11 protein-coding genes are annotated in these 18,036 nt (G+C 59.7%); 6 read left to right on the plus strand and 5 right to left on the minus strand.

Going from position 1 to position 18,036, the window contains the following annotated elements; translation table 11 throughout:
- Nucleotides 1-584: 584 nt before the first annotated feature.
- The 6 genes from ACP4CD_RS19035 (at nt 585) to ACP4CD_RS19060 (ending at nt 9,971) form a co-directional block, all read left to right on the plus strand.
- Nucleotides 585-1,718, plus strand: a complete 1,134-nt coding sequence (locus tag ACP4CD_RS19035) for a hypothetical protein (RefSeq protein ID WP_064024933.1) — start codon at nt 585-587, stop codon at nt 1,716-1,718.
- Nucleotides 1,715-2,179 (plus strand): hypothetical protein, encoded by a 465-nt coding sequence (locus ACP4CD_RS19040; protein ID WP_064024931.1) that lies wholly within the window; start codon nt 1,715-1,717, stop codon nt 2,177-2,179. Before ACP4CD_RS19035 ends, ACP4CD_RS19040 begins: the two co-directional genes overlap by 4 nt.
- The gene (locus tag ACP4CD_RS19045) at nt 2,158-4,824 is read left to right on the plus strand and encodes a response regulator (protein ID WP_426992116.1); all 2,667 of its coding nucleotides are present in this window, start codon (nt 2,158-2,160) and stop codon (nt 4,822-4,824) included. The genes ACP4CD_RS19040 and ACP4CD_RS19045 overlap by 22 nt, the downstream gene beginning before the upstream one ends.
- 96 nt (nt 4,825-4,920) lie before the next feature.
- Entirely contained in the window at nt 4,921-6,708 is a 1,788-nt protein-coding gene (locus tag ACP4CD_RS19050) for a sigma-54-dependent Fis family transcriptional regulator (RefSeq protein WP_313730387.1), read from the plus strand.
- A gap of 135 nt (nt 6,709-6,843) precedes the next feature.
- Entirely contained in the window at nt 6,844-8,874 is a 2,031-nt protein-coding gene (locus ACP4CD_RS19055) for a methyl-accepting chemotaxis protein (protein ID WP_168028290.1), read from the plus strand.
- 248 nt (nt 8,875-9,122) lie between these two features.
- Entirely contained in the window at nt 9,123-9,971 is an 849-nt protein-coding gene (locus ACP4CD_RS19060; protein ID WP_426992119.1) for a hypothetical protein, read from the plus strand.
- A 6-nt stretch (nt 9,972-9,977) separates the two neighbouring features.
- Here ACP4CD_RS19060 and ACP4CD_RS19065 read toward each other — a convergent pair whose 3' ends face one another.
- From ACP4CD_RS19065 to ACP4CD_RS19085, 5 genes are all read right to left on the minus strand, one after another.
- A complete protein-coding gene (locus ACP4CD_RS19065; RefSeq protein ID WP_064024921.1) occupies nt 9,978-10,898 on the minus strand; it encodes a diguanylate cyclase domain-containing protein in 921 nt (306 codons plus the stop codon).
- Nucleotides 10,895-13,915, minus strand: coding sequence for a response regulator (locus tag ACP4CD_RS19070; RefSeq protein WP_426992120.1), 3,021 nt, complete (start codon nt 13,913-13,915; stop codon nt 10,895-10,897). Before ACP4CD_RS19070 ends, ACP4CD_RS19065 begins: the two co-directional genes overlap by 4 nt.
- Nucleotides 13,916-13,919: 4 nt before the next feature.
- Nucleotides 13,920-14,423 (minus strand): YfiR family protein, encoded by a 504-nt coding sequence (locus ACP4CD_RS19075; RefSeq protein WP_254786809.1) that lies wholly within the window; start codon nt 14,421-14,423, stop codon nt 13,920-13,922.
- 327 nt (nt 14,424-14,750) lie between these two features.
- Nucleotides 14,751-15,842 carry a lipocalin family protein gene (locus tag ACP4CD_RS19080; RefSeq protein ID WP_426992121.1) on the minus strand — a complete coding sequence of 364 codons (1,092 nt, stop codon included), beginning with the start codon at nt 15,840-15,842 and terminating at the stop codon, nt 14,751-14,753.
- A 37-nt stretch (nt 15,843-15,879) separates the two neighbouring features.
- Complete coding sequence (locus ACP4CD_RS19085) at nt 15,880-17,916, minus strand: TonB-dependent receptor plug domain-containing protein (protein WP_071159270.1); 2,037 nt, start codon at nt 17,914-17,916, stop codon at nt 15,880-15,882.
- Nucleotides 17,917-18,036: the final 120 nt, after the last annotated feature.

An 18,036-nucleotide genomic window follows, 5' to 3' on the forward strand; every position in this document is an offset into this window, starting at 1 on the left:
GTGTGTTTGTGTGGGTGGCCGGGTTAGATGAAAACGCTTGTCGACGGAGAAAAGGGTTACCGGATTTCGTAACGCATACGAAATATCGTGTCCCGTCGATGCCGATTGCGCCGAATTTTCGCCGGAGGGCGACCTGCTCCGGTCCGGGCTATGAAGTCGTCGGGTTCGACTGGGTTGCGGCCGAGGGTCGCTGAAACCGCTCGATCGCGAATGCGTGGGCTTCGACTCCGCTCAGCCAACGCGACTTCGCTGAACCAACGCGACTCCGCTCAGCCAATGCGATTCGGCCTCGGCAAACGCGATTCGGCGAAATCCATCGCCCACTTTACGCTGAAAGTCGGTGGACTTGGTACCGATACTTCGATTTCGCAACGCCGGCTATCGCGGCTAAAACTATTCCCTCAGCCTTGAGGTTGAGTTTCGGGACGAAAAGAGAGCGTGCTCGTTAGGATATTGGCTCGGCGAGCTACGAAATATCGTCGAGTTGTTAGCGAATTGTGCTAAATTCTATTGACTTTAAAATCAGGTGCCGTACAGAACGCCAGCAATGGAATGCCGGATTACCCGCCTAATAACAAAAACGCATGCGAAACCGATCGTTCATCACTCGAATCCGCCTAGCCTGGTGTTACACCGGACTACTGTTGTTGGCCGGCCCGAGCGGGTTTCCTCAGACAGCCCGAGCCGCCGGGCACAGTCATGCCGAACAATTGGCGATTCCGGATTCCAGCGATTTCCGGGGCGAGATGCTGTTATTCCCGGCCGTGACGGTGATCGACCGCTACGACCAAGGCCCGAAAAAGAAACCGGCCAACAGCGAAGTGATCCCGGAGATGAACTTCTTTTACACCGCCGATTACCAGCAATTCCGCTTTCTCGGCGAGTGGCTGGTGTCGACCAAGACCCACAACCTGGAGCGGATTCAGTTCGGTTTGCACTTAGGCGAGTCCAGTTTGTGGCTGGGCCGCTTTCACAACCCGATCGGCTATTGGAACATGCAGTACCATCACGGCGCTTTTCTGCAGAACACCGCCAGCCGGCCCGGCATCATGGCCTTCGAAACTCAGGGCGGCGTGATCCCCAATCATTTGACCGGTTTGTTCTGGGAAGGCGTGCATCAATTCGACGAAGCCGGCCTGTATTACTCGGTCGGCGCCGGCGCCGGGCCGTATCTGAAGCGCGGTTTGTCGGCCTTCAACGTGATCGAGCCGGGCGGTTCGCATCGGCCGGGCGCCACTTTCCGCTTGGGGTATCAGCCGGTCAGTTTCGGCGTCAACGAGTTCGGCATTTCCGGTGCCTATACCGAGATACCGTCCGACCTCAACGACGTGCGCGAAGTGAAGCAATTCGTGGCCGGCGCTTATGCCAACTGGCAACAGGACAGCGTGCATCTGTTGAGTGAAGTGGTCTATGCCAACAGCCGCCTGGAACACGATGCCGGCTTGCGTAACGGCGGCAGTTTCTTTAACGCCTACGCGCAAGCCGAATGGGCGTTCGCCGACGATTGGACCTTGATCGGCCGGATCGAAGGCACGCGCGGCGGTCAAAACGATCCTTATTTGGCGCTGTTTCCGCGCTACGTGCGGGACAGGCTGCTGGGCGGCTTGCGCTACCGGGTCAACAGCAATATGGCGCTGAAGGTGGAAGCTTCGCAGGATCATATCCGCGACGACCGTTACGGCCAGGTGATGTTTCAGTGGAGCGCGGTATTCCCATGAGACTCCGGCGCGCTTTATTTTGGTCGAGTTTGGCGGCGGCGCTGCTGTTCGGCGCGGCGCGGTCCGGCGCGATCAGCCGGCAGTCCCTGGTATTGGCGACCAGTGTCGATTCGGCGATGCCGTCTCTGACGGTTCAGGAAGCGCGTAAATTATTTCTGGGGGTGCCGTTGGAGAAAGACGGCGAGCATCCGGTGCCATTGGTGAACGCCAGCGATCCTTTGATTTATCAAGTCTTTCTGCAAAAAGTCGCGTTCATGTCGGCGACCGCCTACGAAAACCAAACCATCTCGGTGGTGTTCCGCCTGGGCGGCAAACGGCCGGAGCGCTACGACGATTACCAGCATCTGGTCGAGGCTTTGCAACAACACCCCGGCACCGTGACTTATTTGTGGGAAGATCAGGTGAAGGCCAACCAACGCATCAAATCCGTTAACGTACTATGGCAAGGATCTCTCGAGTAGGCCGCTTTTTTAATAGTTTTAACGGTCGAATGATCGTCGCGGTGGTCGGCATTCATTTATTGCTGGTGCCGATTTTGTTGTTCGGTATTTATCGGGTCATCAAGCCCAGCATGGAAGCCCAATTCGTCAACCAGGTGCGCTCCGACGCATTGATGTTCGGCAATCTGGTTTCGCCGCGATTGTCGCGCGGCGACATCGGCGAATTGCAGGGCTTGCTGGGCGAATTTTTGCTGAACGGCCGGCTGGCCTATGCCGAAATCGCCACCGAACAGGGGCAGGTCCATGCCGACGTGGCTTTGAACGCGCGGCAGGCGTTTCAGGAGGATTTTTTCTTCGGCGAACACGGCGACGGAATTTACTTCGTCGCGGTGCCGGTCAGCGCCGACAGCGGCCAATCGGCGACCTTGCGGCTGGGTTTCGACGAAAGTCAGATTCGTCGCGAGATTTACACGATTTACCAGCGCAGCGGGTATTTTGTCGCGGCTTACATGGGCTTAACCTTGCTGGTGGTCGGTTTGTTCGGCCGCAAGCTGGTGCTGCCGCTAGAGCGGTTGCGCGACGAAGCCGAGCAAATCGCCGAAGGCAATCATACCGGCAGTTTCAGCACCGGTACCCGGATCACCGAAGTCGCGGCCTTGGCCGAACATCTGGAAAAAATGCGCCAGGCGCTGTTGTCGGCCCGTGACGCGGCCTTGCAGGCGGCCGGCGCCAAGACCGAGTTCTTGGCCAATATGAGTCACGAGATCCGCACGCCGATGAACGGCATCATCGGCATGATAGGCTTGGCGCTGCGGACCGACTTGACGCCCCGCCAGCGCGAGTTTTTGGCGATGGCCAACAGTTCCGCCGATGCCTTGCTGCGCATCGTCAACGACATTCTGGACTTTTCCAAAATCGACGCCCGCAAACTGGAGCTGGACCACGCGCCGTTCCGCTTGCGGGAAAGTCTGGGCGATACCTTGAAGTTGCTGGCCGGCCACGCCCACGAAAAAGGCCTGGAGTTGATGCTGCGCATCGATCCGGAAGTGCCCGACGATTTGATCGGCGACACCGGCCGCTTGAACCAGGTCATTATTAATTTGGTCGGCAACGCGATCAAATTTACCCAGCACGGCCAAATCGTGGTTCAGGTCAAGCCCGAGCACCACGACGCCGAGCGGGTTTGTCTGCACTTCGCGGTGCAGGATACCGGCATCGGCATCCCGGCCGACAAGCAACGCTTGATTTTCGAGGCCTTCGCCCAAATCGACGCGTCGTCGACCCGCAAATTCGGCGGCACCGGCTTGGGCTTGTCGATTTCATCGCGGCTGGTGGAGTTGATGGGCGGCCATCTGTCGCTGGAAAGCGAACTGGATCGCGGCAGCACCTTCTTTTTCACGGCGGTATTCGAGCGCCACGTTCGGGCGGCTGACGACGTCCAAGTGCCGGAAATCGACGTTAAGGGCTTGCCGGTGCTGATTGTCGATGACAACCTGATCAATTTGCGGGTGTTCTCGGAAACCCTGAGCCATTGGGGCATGCTGCCGACTACCGTCGATAACGGCCAGGCGGCGATCGATGCGCTCCGCTGCTCGCGGGCCACCGATAGCGGTCAACGCTACGCGATGGTACTGCTGGACGCGATGATGCCGATGATGGACGGTTTTACCGTGGCCCAACGCATCCGCGAGGATCACCGCTTCGACCCGGTCACGATCATGATGCTGTCGTCGGCGGACCGGCCGGACGACTTTGAGCGCTGCCGCGACTTGGGCGTCAATTTATACGTGCGCAAGCCAGTCAAGCATTCCGAGCTGTGGAACGCGATCCAGTCCGCGCTGAGTCAAACCGAAGCCCGTTTCGCCGATAGCGCGCCGCCGGCGCTGGCCCAACCGCCCCGGCCGCTGCGCATCCTGTTGGCCGAGGACAATCCGGTCAATCAATACATGGCGGTGGTGCTGCTGGAAGAGCGCGGTCATAAGTTGGAAGTCGCCAACAACGGCCGTGAAGTGCTGGACATCCTGGCGACCGGCAAGCCCTTCGATTTGGTGTTGATGGACGTACAAATGCCGGTCATGGACGGTTTTCAGGCCACGGCGGCGATTCGCGAATCCGAACGCGACAGCGGCCGGCACCTGCGCATCGTGGCGATGACCGCCCACGCGTTGAAGGGCGACCGCGAGCGCTGTCTGGCCGCCGGCATGGACGACTATATTTCCAAGCCGGTGCAGGAGCAGGAATTGTTGGCGACGGTCGAGCGTTGGGATTTGGCGCAAACCGATCAAGAGGGCGAGGTCGCCGTGGCCGAGCCGATGGCCGAACCGGCCCTGGAATGGCGGGAAGCGCTGCAGCGCGTCAGCGGTCGCCAGAACTTGCTGGGCAAAATGATGACGATGTTCCAGGAACAATCGGTGCAATTGTTGGCCGACGTCGAAAGCGCGATTCACAGCCAGGACGCCGCCAAGTTGCGGATGTCGGCGCATACCTTGAAAAGCTCGGCCAACAGCATCGGCGCGTTCGGTTTCGGTAAGATCGCTCAGCAACTGGAACTCCAGGGTCAGGCGGCAGAGTTTGCCGACGCGGCCGCCCATTTCGCGTTGTTGCAACAGGCCGGCGCGCGATTGGAGCCCGCCATTCGGGAATACTTGAGCGAAAATCCGCAATGAGGCTTACGTTTGAAGATACGTTCATCGAAACGCGCCGAGCGATTCCTCGGCGAGCCGCCGGCCCGGCGGGTAAACGGTGGGCGCAGGGGGATTGACATGAACAACGATCTAGCGGCCGCCACTTGCGTGCTGTTGGTGGACGACAATCCGATCAACTTGGTTGAATTGGCGGCATTGCTGGAGGACGCCGGCTACCAAGTGTTGAGCGCCGAAACCGGCGACGCGGCGGTCGATCAGGCGGTGGCCAAGCGCCCCGATTTGATTCTGCTGGACGTGTTGATGCCAGGCATCGACGGCTTCACTACCTGCGAAAACTTGAAGGCGATTCCGGCGACCAGGGATATTCCGGTGCTGTTCATGACCGCGCTGGCCGATACCGCCGACAAGGTCAAAGGCTTTCACGTCGGCGCGGTCGATTACATCACCAAGCCGTTTCAGCACGAAGAAGTGCTGGCGAGGGTGCGAACCCATCTGACGCTGCAAAAGCTGAAACTGGAGTTGCAGGAAAAGGAAGAGCGCTTGTCGCGCATCTTCGAAAATGCGATGGATGCGATTCTGACGCTGGACCAGGCGGGCCGAATCACGCTGTTCAATGCGGCCGCCGAACAAATGTTTCGCTGTCAGGCCGCCGATACGATAGGCCGCTCGGTCGACCGGTTTTTAGCGCCGGAACTGAACAAAACCCTGACCAATTTTCGTAACGGCGTACCGGACAAGCAGGCCATCTGGCTTTCCGAAGGGATGGCGGCGGTCAGGGCGGATGGCGGCAATTTCCCGATCGAAGCGACGATATCGCGGGTGGAAGCCGCCGGCCAGCAGTTGTATATCCTGATTCTGCGCGACATTAACGAGCGCAAGGCCCGCGAGGAGGCCGAAGCCGAATGCAACACCTTGCGCGGCATTAATCTGTACTTGCAGGAAGAAGTGCTGGCCAGTCGTGACGGCGAGGAGTTGATCGGCAATTCGGTCGGCTTGCGCCAAGCGATGGCGTTGGTCAAGCAGGTGGCCGCCACCGACGCGACGGTGTTGATTACCGGCGAAACCGGTACCGGCAAGGAGTTGATCGCCCGGGCCATTCATAATCTGAGCGGTCGCAAATCCAAGACGCTGGTCAAACTGAATTGCGCGACGATCCCGGAAAATTTGGCCGAAAGCGAATTGTTCGGCCATGAGAAAGGCGCGTTTACCGGCGCGATCAACCGCAAATTGGGGCGTTTCGAACTGGCCAACGGCGGTACCTTGTTTTTGGACGAGATCGGCGAATTGCCGCTGGAAATTCAGGCCAAACTGCTGCGCGTGTTGCAGGAGGGCGAATTCGAGCGGGTCGGCGGCACTCAAACCTTGAAGTGCGATGTGCGGGTGATTGCCGCGACCCACCGCGATCTGGCCCAGTTTTCCCAGGAAGGGAAATTCCGAGCCGACTTGTATTACCGGATGAACGTGTTCCCGATCCATTTGCCGCCGCTGCGCGAACGCAAGGAAGACATACCGCCGTTGGTCAAGCATTTCATCAACAAATACGCGGCCAAGTTCGGCAAGAAAATCACCGCGATTCCGGAGCGTTTGATGTCGGATATGCAAAGCTACATTTGGCCCGGCAATATCCGCGAATTGCAACACATCATCGAGCGTGCGGTCATCCTGACCAACGGTTCGCAACTGGCCAACGTCGAATGCGTGCACGCTAGCGGCGGTGCGGTGCAGGCCAACGCGCCGATCGCGACGCTGGACGACGCCGAGCGCGCCCATATTCTGCGCGCGCTGGACGCTACCTCGTGGCGGATCGCCGGCAATCAGGGCGCCGCCAAAATTCTCGGCGTGCCGTCCACGACGCTACGCTCGCGAATGGAAAGGCTCGGCATCGTTAAACCGCTGCCGCGTTAACAGCGCTCGGCTAGGCTTAGCCCGGTTCGGCGGACTAAGCCCTTAGTGCGTCGGCAGGTCGCTTTAGCGACTCGGCTTTCTCGGACTACACTTGTTCGCTGATATTCTCGACGCATTTTAATTGGGCTCTGCACTATGACTGGGAACGGCCATTCCGGGACCGAAGCTTTTTCGTTGCGCAAATTGCTGGTGGCGATGACCGCCGGCGTCGCGTTGATTCTAATCGTTGGGAATGCCGTGGTCTGGATCACCCACGAGGGACTGCAAAGCGCCGAAACCGACAACCAGCGCTTGATGCGTGCGTCGTTGGCGTTCAAGGATGTGCGTTACCACGTCGTGCAAATACAACAATTCCTGACCGATGCGTCGGTGGTCGGTGAAGACGATTACGGCGTAGCGCGGGAAGAAAAATCCGCCGCGCATGCCGAACTTGCCGAGTTATCGACGATGCTGCCGGAGTTGCGCGCGGCGATCGCCGATGCCGATCGCTCGGTCGAAAATCTGTATGCCACCGGCGAACGCATGGCCAATGCCTATTTTCGCGATGGCCGCGAAGCCGGCAATCTGATCATGAAAGCGCCGAACGACGGCTTCGATGCCGCTTCGGCCAGTTTGGCCACGAGTCTGGACCAGTTGGCTGAGCGCTTGCAACAAAGCGTCAATGCCGCATCGGTACGGCAAAGGGACATGCAAAGCCGCATGTTCGCCGTCAGCGCGACGGTGGCCGGACTGGCCTTGTTGCTGATCGTACTGGCCAATTATTGGCTGATGCGCAGACTGTTCGCGGTGCTGGGCGGCGAACCCAGCTACGCGACGGACATTGCCCGGACGATTGCCGGCGGCCATTTGGATATCGAGGTGCGAACCGCGCGACACGATAGCGCGAGTTTGTTGGCGGTCATGAAGATGATGGGCGCCTCCCTGGCCAGTCACATGCGGGAAATCAGCATGGCCAGTAAGCAGATAGGCCAATCGTCCTATCAGATTTCCAACATCTCCGGCGATATTTCCAACGCCAATCGTTCCGAGCAGGCCCGTTCGACCGAAGTACGGCAGGCGACCGATGCGTTGCGCTCTTCCACCGAGGAAGTGGAGCGCTTTACGCTTACCATTCGCCAGCGCACCTTGGAAACCCAAGACACCGCGCAACAAGGGCTATTGGCGGTCAGCGAAAATCTCGACGAGATGCGGCGGGTCGTCAGCGAAGTGGAAAGCGCCGAGGCCAAAACCCATGCGTTGCGTCAGGCTAATCGGCAAATTCAGGACATTACCACGACCATCCGCAACATCACCGAGCAAACCAATCTGTTGGCGCTCAACGCCGCGATCGAAGCGGCCAGGGCCGGAGAGTACGGCCGCGGTTTCGCCGTCGTCGCCGACGAGGTGCGGAAGTTGGCGCAAAACGCGTCCGGCGCGACCGCCGAAATCGCCGGCATCATCGCCGAACTGACCCAGATCATCGAAGAAAACACGCTGGCGATGACGTCGATCATTCAGGCGACTCAGCAAGGCATGGAAAAAGCCGAGTCGACCAGCGTGGTGATACACCGGATTGTCGGCCAGATCGAGGAAAACGCGTCGACCGCGCAACAAATATCCGACGTCACCCGCAATCAACTGGACAACGTGTCCCGGTTGCAGACCCGCGTCGAGGCTTTGTTCGAAGCCTTGGGTCAAAACGAATCCAAAGTGCATATCACCCGCACCGTCAGCGACGATCTGTATGTGGTCACCGAAAAATTGCGGGCCATGCTGGAGCATTTCAGTTTCGATGCCAACAGGAAAACGACGCCCATCCCCAATGAACACCGCCGGTTTCCTCGCACCAGCCATTATCTACTGGCGCATATCGATGCGAAGAATAGAAGTCTGGACGGGGTAACCGCCGATTTCAGCATGAGTGGTGCTTGTCTGCGTTTACCGCTGCCGCTGCCGTGCGGGGAGAATGAAACCATCGCCGTTCAGCTGCGTATTCCGTACGACAACATCGATCAGTACGCGCACCAGGCGCCGCTGGAATTGGATTGCCGGATCGTCTGGTATAAAGTCGTCGACGACGAACATCATTACGGCGTCAAGTTCCCGGAATCGCTATCGCCGGCGGCGGTTAACGGCTTGAAAACCTGCTTCGACTTCTTTAATCACGCGTCCACCTATCGCGGCTAAGCCCTTGTCATGGACGGCGTCGGACATGGCGCGGATGTCCCGCGCCGGAACGCCGATAATCCCGGCCAAACTCCCTCCCTGCCCGGTTTTTCATCGTGGCCGATTCTTGATGGAACCGGATGTTCGCGGGGCGCTGGCGGAATGCCCGGAATGACTCTACACTGGTCTGGCCTGCTAGAGCGATCGGCGGGCGCCGAACACAGCGGTGGGCATACCGATTCGAACAAGGACATCAACAGGAGTGGAACATGCTTAAGAAATTATCAATTGTCGCCGGATTTTGCTGGCTGCACGCGCCGCTGCAAGCGGCCACGCTCGGCGACCTCCAGTCGTTGCCGTCGGCTATCCAGGACTGCCTGGATGAGGCCGATTGCAGCGTCGCCGACCAAAGCGATTTCGATTTGGCCGGGATCGCCGCGTTTCGCTATCAGGCCGGTACCTTCGACGGTTACTTGCTGCGCTATTCGCTGATCGCGCCGTCCGCCGCGGTCGATATTTCGGATTATCCGGTGTTGAATCTTCAAGAAGCCGCGGCCCAGGCGCAAATCAACGAAAGCACCGCGCTGGCCGGCACCGTCTGGTTGAAGCTGGCCTCGCGCTACGGCGCGGGTGGCGGGAACGCGGCTCTGTACTTGGAGCATGTGACACCGGCGGACAAGTCCGTGTTGATGCATCTTGGCGACACGACCTATCCGGATGTGCTGAATTTTCAGTTGAACGATCAGGCATTGGCGGCCGGCGGGGCTTATCAGAGCGTGGCGCTGAATTCGGAAGGTAGCGTCGAAGCTGGCGATCTGGTGGCCGACGAGCCGCTTCTGGTTTGCATATCCGAGGGATGCGGAACTTACCAAGCCTTGCATCTGGTTGGTGTTAATTATGCGTGGGACGGCGCGAACTGGGTGCTGCAATTTGCCGCCGACGATATGCAGCGGGAGTTGTACGTCGAAAACACAACCTATAACGGCCAATATGGCTATTCATACCACAACCGCGATTACTACGTCGGTTCGGTGCCGTTGCCGGCGGCCGGCGGGCTGTGCTTGGTCGGTCTAGCCTGGTTGGGCGGATTGGCTCGGCGTGGGGCTGCGGCCGCTTGATCGCACTCAGGCCGCTGGGCCGCCCTCGGCCCGATTGCGGCCGGCGGCCTTGGCTTGGTAGAGCCTGCGGTCGGCTTCGTCCAACAGTTCGGACGGAGCTTGCTCGGTGTGCGGTATTAATGCGGCGCTGCCGGCGCTGATCGTAATCCAGGGCGAGGTTTCCGATTGCGCGTGGGGGATATGCAGGGCTTCGATACGCTGACGAAAATGCTCGGCCAGGGCGCGAGCACCGTCGGCGTCGGTTTCCGGCAGTAGCGCGACGAATTCCTCGCCGCCGTAGCGAGCGACCAGATCGGCGGAGCGGCCGGTGGCGTCGGCCAGTTCGCCGGCGACCCGCTTCAGACACAAATCGCCGGCGCCGTGGCCGTGATGATCGTTATAAGCCTTGAAAAAGTCCACATCCACCAACACGGCGGCCAATGGGGTCTGGTTGCGTTGGGCGCGTTTCCATTCGCTTTCCAAGGCTTGATCGAAGCGGCGCCGATTGGGTATGCCGGTCAGGCCGTCGATCCAGGCCATCGTTTCCAGCAGGTCGGTGGCTTGTTTCAACCGGATGTGGTTGCGGATTCTAGCCTTGACGACCGGCAGATAAAACGGCTTGGTGATGTAATCCAGCGCCCCCAGGTTCAGGCCGCGTTCCTCGTCGTTCGCGCCGTTCAAGGCCGTGACGAAGATCACCGGAATTCGGCTGGTTTGCGGATTGGCTTTCAGATGGCGGCAGACTTCGTAGCCGTCCATGTCCGGCATCATGACATCCAGCAAAATCAAGTCCGGCGGTCCCTGGCTGGCGACGGCTTCCAACGCCGCCGCGCCGCTGGCCGCCACCTTGATCCGATAATCGCCGATCAGGTTTTCGGCCAGCACCTGGATGTTGGTGGGGGTGTCGTCGACGATCAGAATTAGCGGTTTGGGCGTATCGGCGTTCATCGATGTTCTCCGGTCAAATGGCGCTGGACCAGGGTTTCTAGGTCGGTCAGCGCGGCGAGCGCTTGCCGGTAGTCTATCAGTTCGATTTGTTTCTCGATTTGCTTCAATAGCCTGCGGCCGTCGGCGCTCGGCACCGTGTAGCGCAGGTGTTCGATCAAATCGCGCGGCACGTAATCGCTGCCCTCCAACAAAGCCCGCAAGCGGGCGGCCAGGGTGGCGGCGGTAGGGTAATCGCCGTTCGCGTTCATTGCATCGCTTTCGTCGGTGAGATAGTCGGCAATGGTTTGTAAGGTGGCGGCCAAGGTTTGCTCGAACTCCGCTTTGGCGGCGGCGTTCTTGATTTCCTGTTGTAAATCGGATTCCAGCCGACCGGCGGCGCGGCTCAATTCGATCGCGCCGACCGCGCCGGCCGCGCCCTTCAAATGGTGTAACCAATTCGCGGCGGCGGTCGCGTCATCCCGCCAGAGCGGATCGAACTGGCCGGCCGCACCGGCGAATGCCGATGCGAAGTGCTCCAGCAAGCGGCGCAGTTTGGCGTCGCTACCGATGGCCAAGTGTAGGTATTCCGGGTCGAAGCCAGGCAAGTCGGCGGCCAGGTTGTCGTCCGGCCAGTTGTCCGGCGACTTTGCGTCGGGCTGCGTCGATGCCGCCGATGGCTTGATATTGCGCAATAGCGCGGCGATCAGCGTCTGCGGCAGCACCGGCTTGCCGACGTGATCGTTCATGCCGGCCGCGTAGCACTCGTTGCGCTCGCGCTCCTGGACCGCGGCCGTCATCGCGATGATCGGTAGGTCGGCGTAAGCCGGGTTTTGGCGAATCAGCCGGGTGGCTTCGATGCCGCTCATCTCCGGCATCTGCAAATCCATTAGTACCGCGTCGTAGCGCTTGTTGCTCAGCGCGGCGACGCCTTCGCGGCCGTTGTTGGCGACGTCGACTTCCAGGCCGGCATTTTGCAAATATTCGCAGGTCACGATCTGGTTGATTTCGTTGTCTTCGACCAACAGGAGCTTGGCGCCGCGGATCGGCGCGGCCAGCGTCGCCAATTGCGGCCGGGCTTGCTCGGCGGTCGGAAAGACTTTGCCGCCTTGCAGGCGGGTGACGGCATCCAACAACATTGAAGGCATGACCGGTTTGACCAGAATGTCGTCGGGTATCGCGTCGCCGGCCGCGTTCAACAGGCTTTCGCGGCTGAAGGCGGTCACCATGATGACCACCGGCGCGTGGCGGATTTCGGAACGCTTCACCATGTCCTTGATCGCGCGGGTGACTTGAACGCCGTCCAGTCCCGGCATTTTCCAGTCCAGCAACACCAGTTCGAAGTCGCGGCCGCTGTCGTTGGCTTTGCGCAGGCACAACAAGGCCTCGTCGCCGCTGGCGGCTTCGGCGGCCTCGAAACCCCAGGCTTGCAGAATCTCTCTGAGCATCTGCCGGGAAATGTCTAGGTCGTCGACGATCAACACCCGCATGCTGTGCAGGTTGCCGGACAACACCGCGGCGCCGGGTTCCCGCGGATAGTCGAAGCACAGCGAGAATTCGAATTGGCTGCCGCGGCCGATTTCGCTGTGTACCGACAGATCGCCGCCCATCATTTCGACCAGGCGTTTGCTGATGGTCAGGCCTAGACCGGTACCGCCGAAACGGCGGGTAATCGAGCCGTCGGCCTGGGTGAAGGCTTGAAATAGGTTGGCGGCCTGATCTTCGGTCATGCCGATGCCGGTATCGCGTACCGCGAAATTCAACATGACCCGGCCGGGTTCGGCGCTGACCAGTGTGACCTTGATGTGTATTTCGCCGCGTTGAGTGAACTTGACCGCGTTGCCGACCAGATTGTTTAACACTTGGCCGAGCCGCAACGCGTCGCCGTTCAGGTAAGGCGGCGTGGCGGGGTCGAGTTCCAGCACCACTTCCAGTTCTTTTTCCTCGGCGCGGACGATGAACAGATTCAGGACGTTTTCCAGTACTTCCTCGATATTAAAGGGTTCGACGACCAGTTCCATCCGGCCGGCTTCGATTTTCGAATAATCGAGGATGTCGTTGGTGATCGAGAGTAGGGCCAGCGACGAGGTATGGATTTTGTGCAGGTAGTCGCGCAGTTTGGTCGATGGATTGCTGTTCAAGGCCAGATCGGAGAGGCCGATGATCGCGTTCATCGGCGTGCGGATCTCGTGGCTCATATTGGCGAGGAATAGTCCCTTGGAGCGCGAAGCGGCTTCCGCCTGATCCTTGGCCAGCAGTAATTCGGCGGTGCGTTGGGCGACTTCTTCTTCCAGGCGGTCGCGATGGTCGGTCAGCGTTTTGTCGCGTAACTGGATTTCTTCCAGCATGCTGTTGAAAGCCAATACCAACTCGCCGATGTCGTCGCGACCGTGTCGCGGCACGCGCAAGCTGTAGTTTTTTTCGTGGGCGATCAATCGGGCCGTGGTCGCCAGCTCTTCGATCGGTCGGGAAATCACCCGTTGCAGGCGAAGCGCCAACAGCGACACCACGGTCAAGGCCAGGGCGGCGCCGGCCAAGCCCTTGCCCAAATCGGTCAGTTGTTCGTTCCATTGCTGGGTGAAATCGGCTTGCAGCAGCAGGTAGCCGATCTGTTCGTTTTTGCGCACGACGGGAATATACAGGTCGGCGCGTCTCTCCCAGAAGTTGGTACGCATTTCCTGTGTCGGGACGCCGTAGTCGGCGGGTGGCGCGGTGATTACGCCGCGCGGATTCCAGTTGGCCAGCATCGTGCCGTCGGCGGCGATCATCCAGGCCGACAGTATTTCGGTGTGATCCTTGAGAGAGGCCAACAGGCGCTTGGCTTCGGTCCGGTCCGAAAAAACCAGCGCGGCCTGGCCGTTTTCCGCCAGCACGTCGGCCAGGCCGGAGACTTGCTGCAACGCGCTTCGGTATCGGCTGACCGCCGAGCTGACTGCCATCACCGACAGGCTGACCAGCAGGCAGGCCGCGCAGCTCAACATGATGATGGTGACCAGTTTGCGTCGCAGCGACCAGTTCGCGAAGTCGGGTAACACACGCATCGGTTTATCTCCCGTAAACGTAAGTGGCGATGTTCAACAACTGGCCCGGCAGGCGCAGACCGGCGTTTCGGATCGATTCCAAATTCACTTCGAATACCACTTTGTTGTCGCGGAACAATAGGGCGATGCCGCCGCCTTTTTCGGCGAAATCGGCGATGTCGGATAGGGTTAATACCGGGGCGCGGCCGACGGCTTTCAGCGTCACCAAAAAGCGCGGTTGTTCGGTGGCGCCGACGAACAGCAGGTGGCAGCCGGTCGGATTGAAATCGGCGAAGCCGCGGACCTCGATGCGCAGATCGTGCTCGCCGGCTTTACGTCCGTCCAGGGCCTGCAAGGCCCCTTCCAACACGTTGTTGCCGACCACGCACAGCGTTAACGTCGCGTCGGCCGCCACGGTGTCGGCGGGCCATTCGATGAACTTGGCGAAATTGTAGAGATACGCGGCCTTGATTTGGGCTTCGGATAGGCCTTCGGCCTTCGGTGTCGGCACGACCGGAAATGTCAGCAATGTCAGCGCGATTAGGCCCGTCCTCAGGCCGGTCCAGCAACGCCGGCCGCAGCCGGCGAGGCGTGCGGAAGGTCCGGTGGCGAAAATGCGGCACGGGCGTGGCCGGCCGGCGCGGTAAGTCGCGGTTCTAAGTCCTTGATCCTTCATTGGGGAGTGGTTTGGGCCGCGGGTTCCGTAAGGTCTAACGCGGCGTAAGCCGCAGTCCGCCAGCTCGCGCCGGACCCGGTGTCGGCCGGGCGCCGTCGCGGCCAAGCGGCGGTGATAACGATTAGTAATGTGGAATGTCGGCGTGTAGTCTAGGCACCAAATCCATTCTTGTCGAATTTCCTAGGGTAATTTGGCGGCCAGGCATTTGCAATAGCCGTTCAGTTCTACGTAGGCTTGGCCCGCTACCGCGCCGCCGACGCCGCACGCGCCTTCCCAATAGACCGGGCCTATCCACAGATCGTGGTTGGCGCGCAGTTCCTGGTCTTTGACCAAGGGTGCGACCGTGAATTTTTCGCCCTTAACCACGATTTCCCAGCCGGACGGGTAAGTGCAGCCCGTATTGGGGCTGGTCCACTCGCCGGTGACGGTGACTTCGAATTCGTGGGCGGCCAACGTCGTGGTCAGGCCGTTGGCGTCTGTGATCGAACCGGATTTTTCGACCGAGGAGTCGTTACCCTTGAAATCGAACAACATGATCTGCCGGTTGTCTTCCAATTCGATCGCAAACCACTGCCAACCTTGGCGAATCGCTTGAAACAGTTCGCCGTATTGGCGGTCGAACCAACTGTTACCGGTGACCTGGAAGGTTTGCCCGTCTATCGTCAAGGTGCCGGTGGTCGCCATTTTCGGCCGCGAATAGTAGTAGGTATAACCGCCGAACCGGTAGGGATGGGCATCGCCGCCGTAGTGCAGCGCGGGCTGCTGGGTCGAATCCAGTTTCAAGTCCAAGGTGTAGTTGCCGATTTGCGCGTGCAGGCGGTCGTGGCCGTCGCCGCCGACCGCGGTGACTTGGTTGCCGGCGCCGGAGCTGAGATCGAAGCCGTCCTTGACCCGTTTGGGCAGATGCAGGCGCAGAAACTCTTCGAATTCGAAACGCTGGCCGTTGACATCGGTAATGGCCGCCTGCACCAGTTGGTCGCGCATGATGACGAAGGCGTCGAAGCTGAAAAATACCACTTCGAAACCGAAGCGGCGGCCGTCGTCGGTGAACAAATGACCGGTCCAATACCACCACTGGACTTGCTGGCTGGGCAAAAACGCGTCGTCGGCCGGCAGGGTTACCGGGCCGATCAAGCCTCGGCGCGGCAAAAACCAGTAGGCGGCCGAGACCAGGATCAACAATATCCAAGGCAGCAACGGCGGATTCAGCAGGCCTATCAGCACCAGGATCCCGGCAATGATCCAGGGCAGTTTTTTCCAGTGTTTACTCATCTTAGATACTCCAATGGGGGTTGAAAAGTTTGAAAAATCAAAAACGCCAGTCGATCTTGCCGTAAAGCGAGCGGGGAATTTCCATCGCGGAGCCGGGTAGGGAGATCGCCGATGAGTCGTGGTATTCGGGGTGGCGCGGCGAAAACAGGTTTTGCGCGACAAAGGACAGTTCGATGTCCGGCACGGGCTGATAGGCCAAGCGGGCGTCGAAGGTGGTGTAGGCCGGTATGGCCTGGCTGACCGAGTTTAGCCGGCTGACATGACGTAGCGTCAAATCGAGTTTGAGGTTTTCCGGTAGATCCATCTGCCAGCGCAGCGACCCGTGATGGCGGGGGGACAGGCCGGCCGTGTCCGGATTGTTGGCGTCGAACGGCATTTCGATTTTGATGTGGCTGTAATTGCCGGTAAAGCGCATCCAGTCCAGCGCTTGCCATTCCGCCGAAAACTCGATGCCGCGGGTGGTGACTTCCCGGCTATTGTTGTACCAGATCATCGGCAGGATCAGCGGCGGTGGGGTCAGCGGGTTGACGCTGCCTCTGCGAAACATGATCAAGTCGGTGTAGTGGTTGCTGAACGCGGCGACGTCGGTGGAGAAATGCGCCGTCCATTGGGCGCGGTAACCGATTTCGGCCGCGACGACTTTTTCGGCGCGTAGGTTGGGATTGTACTGGCCGCGAACCTGGAGGCGGTCGTAGGGGGCGGGCAAGCCGGTCGGCGTCGTGCCCAGCGCGATATTGGCCTGAGCCTCGCCTCTGGACGGGGTGCGCGCCGCCCGCGACACCGACGCCCAAACCGAATGATGCGCGCTAGGCGTCCACAGCAGGCGGGCATTCGGTTGGACTTGAGTGTTGCCGAAGTGGCTTTCCTCCAGTTTGGTGCCTAGGGTCAAGCGCAGCGTGTCGTCGATCAGCGTGATGTCGTCTTGGGCGAATACGCCGCCGTTATGATAGCCAAGGTCGCTATCGATGTACGAAATCGCGCCGGTATTGGTGACGGCGCTATGAATGAAGCGATAGTTGAGGCCCCACATCAAATCGTGGTCGGCCGCAGGGTGTAGGCGGTGCTGAAAGTCGATGTCGAACATGTCCTGGGAATCGGAAAGCTCAGCCGCATTGAATTCGACCCTATCGTAATAGGTTTGCAATTTGAATTCGGAACCGTCGGCCAGATTGCCTTCCCAGCGCGCCAGCAGATTGGCGCCGTCGGCGTGGTCGTCGTTGGAAAACCGCGTGTCGTAGGGTGGCGCGATGGTAATCGGTTCGACGGTGTTGCCAACGTTCTTTCGATAGACGTCGCCTTGCAGCGTGTAGCGGTTGTCGTTGGAGATTCGGCCGTCGATCCGAAAGCCGCCTTGTACCGAACGCCAGTCGTCGTGAATGCGCTCGCCGGCCGAGTTGACGAAGCTTTCCCGTTCGAAGGTTTTGGCGTAGACCCGGTAATTGCCGTCGTCGCCGAACTGGCCGCCGTGGCGATAACCGGCGAAACCGCGTTCCTGATTGCCGCCGCCCGCGGCGAATAGATTGCCTTGGGTGTCCTTGGTTTTCTTGGTGATGATGTTGATGACGCCGTTGACGGCGTTGGCGCCCCACATCACCGCGCCGGGGCCGCGGATCACTTCAATGCGATCGATATCTTCGATCAAGGTGTCCTGCAGGTTCCAAAACACGCCGGAAAACAGTGGTGTATAAATACTGCGCCCGTCGATCAAGACCAATAGCTTGTTGGCGTATCGTCCGTTGAAGCCGCGCGCGGTAATAGCCCAAGCACTGGAGTCGATTCTAGCCACGTCGATGCCGGGCGCCATCCGCAGCGCTTCGGGAATGCTGGTCGCGCCGGAGCGGCGTATGTCTTCCTGGCTGATAATGAAGGCCGCGGCGGCGGTATCGGACAGCGTTTCCGATTTGCGGGATGCCGACGAAACTTCCATTTGCATCAAGTCGTTGATCGAAAAGTCTTCCAGATTAGGCGGCGGCTCGGCTGCGTGGGGCGATTGCAACGGCGCGAGCGCCGCCAGGGCGAACAAGTTGCCAACAACGTGGCGGGCGGTTAGAGGAAACCGGCGATTGGACGGCATGGTCATTTCCGTTGTTGTTATTTTTTGGCCTGACCAGCGCTGCTGGTCGCTTCGGCGATTGCGGTTGGCGAATGTGTTGATTAAAGATTCGCGTAACGCAACAAGTATGACGAGAATTTC

Source organism: Methylomonas stagni (assembly GCF_050154735.1).
Classification (GTDB): Bacteria; Pseudomonadota; Gammaproteobacteria; order Methylococcales; family Methylomonadaceae; genus Methylomonas; species Methylomonas koyamae_A.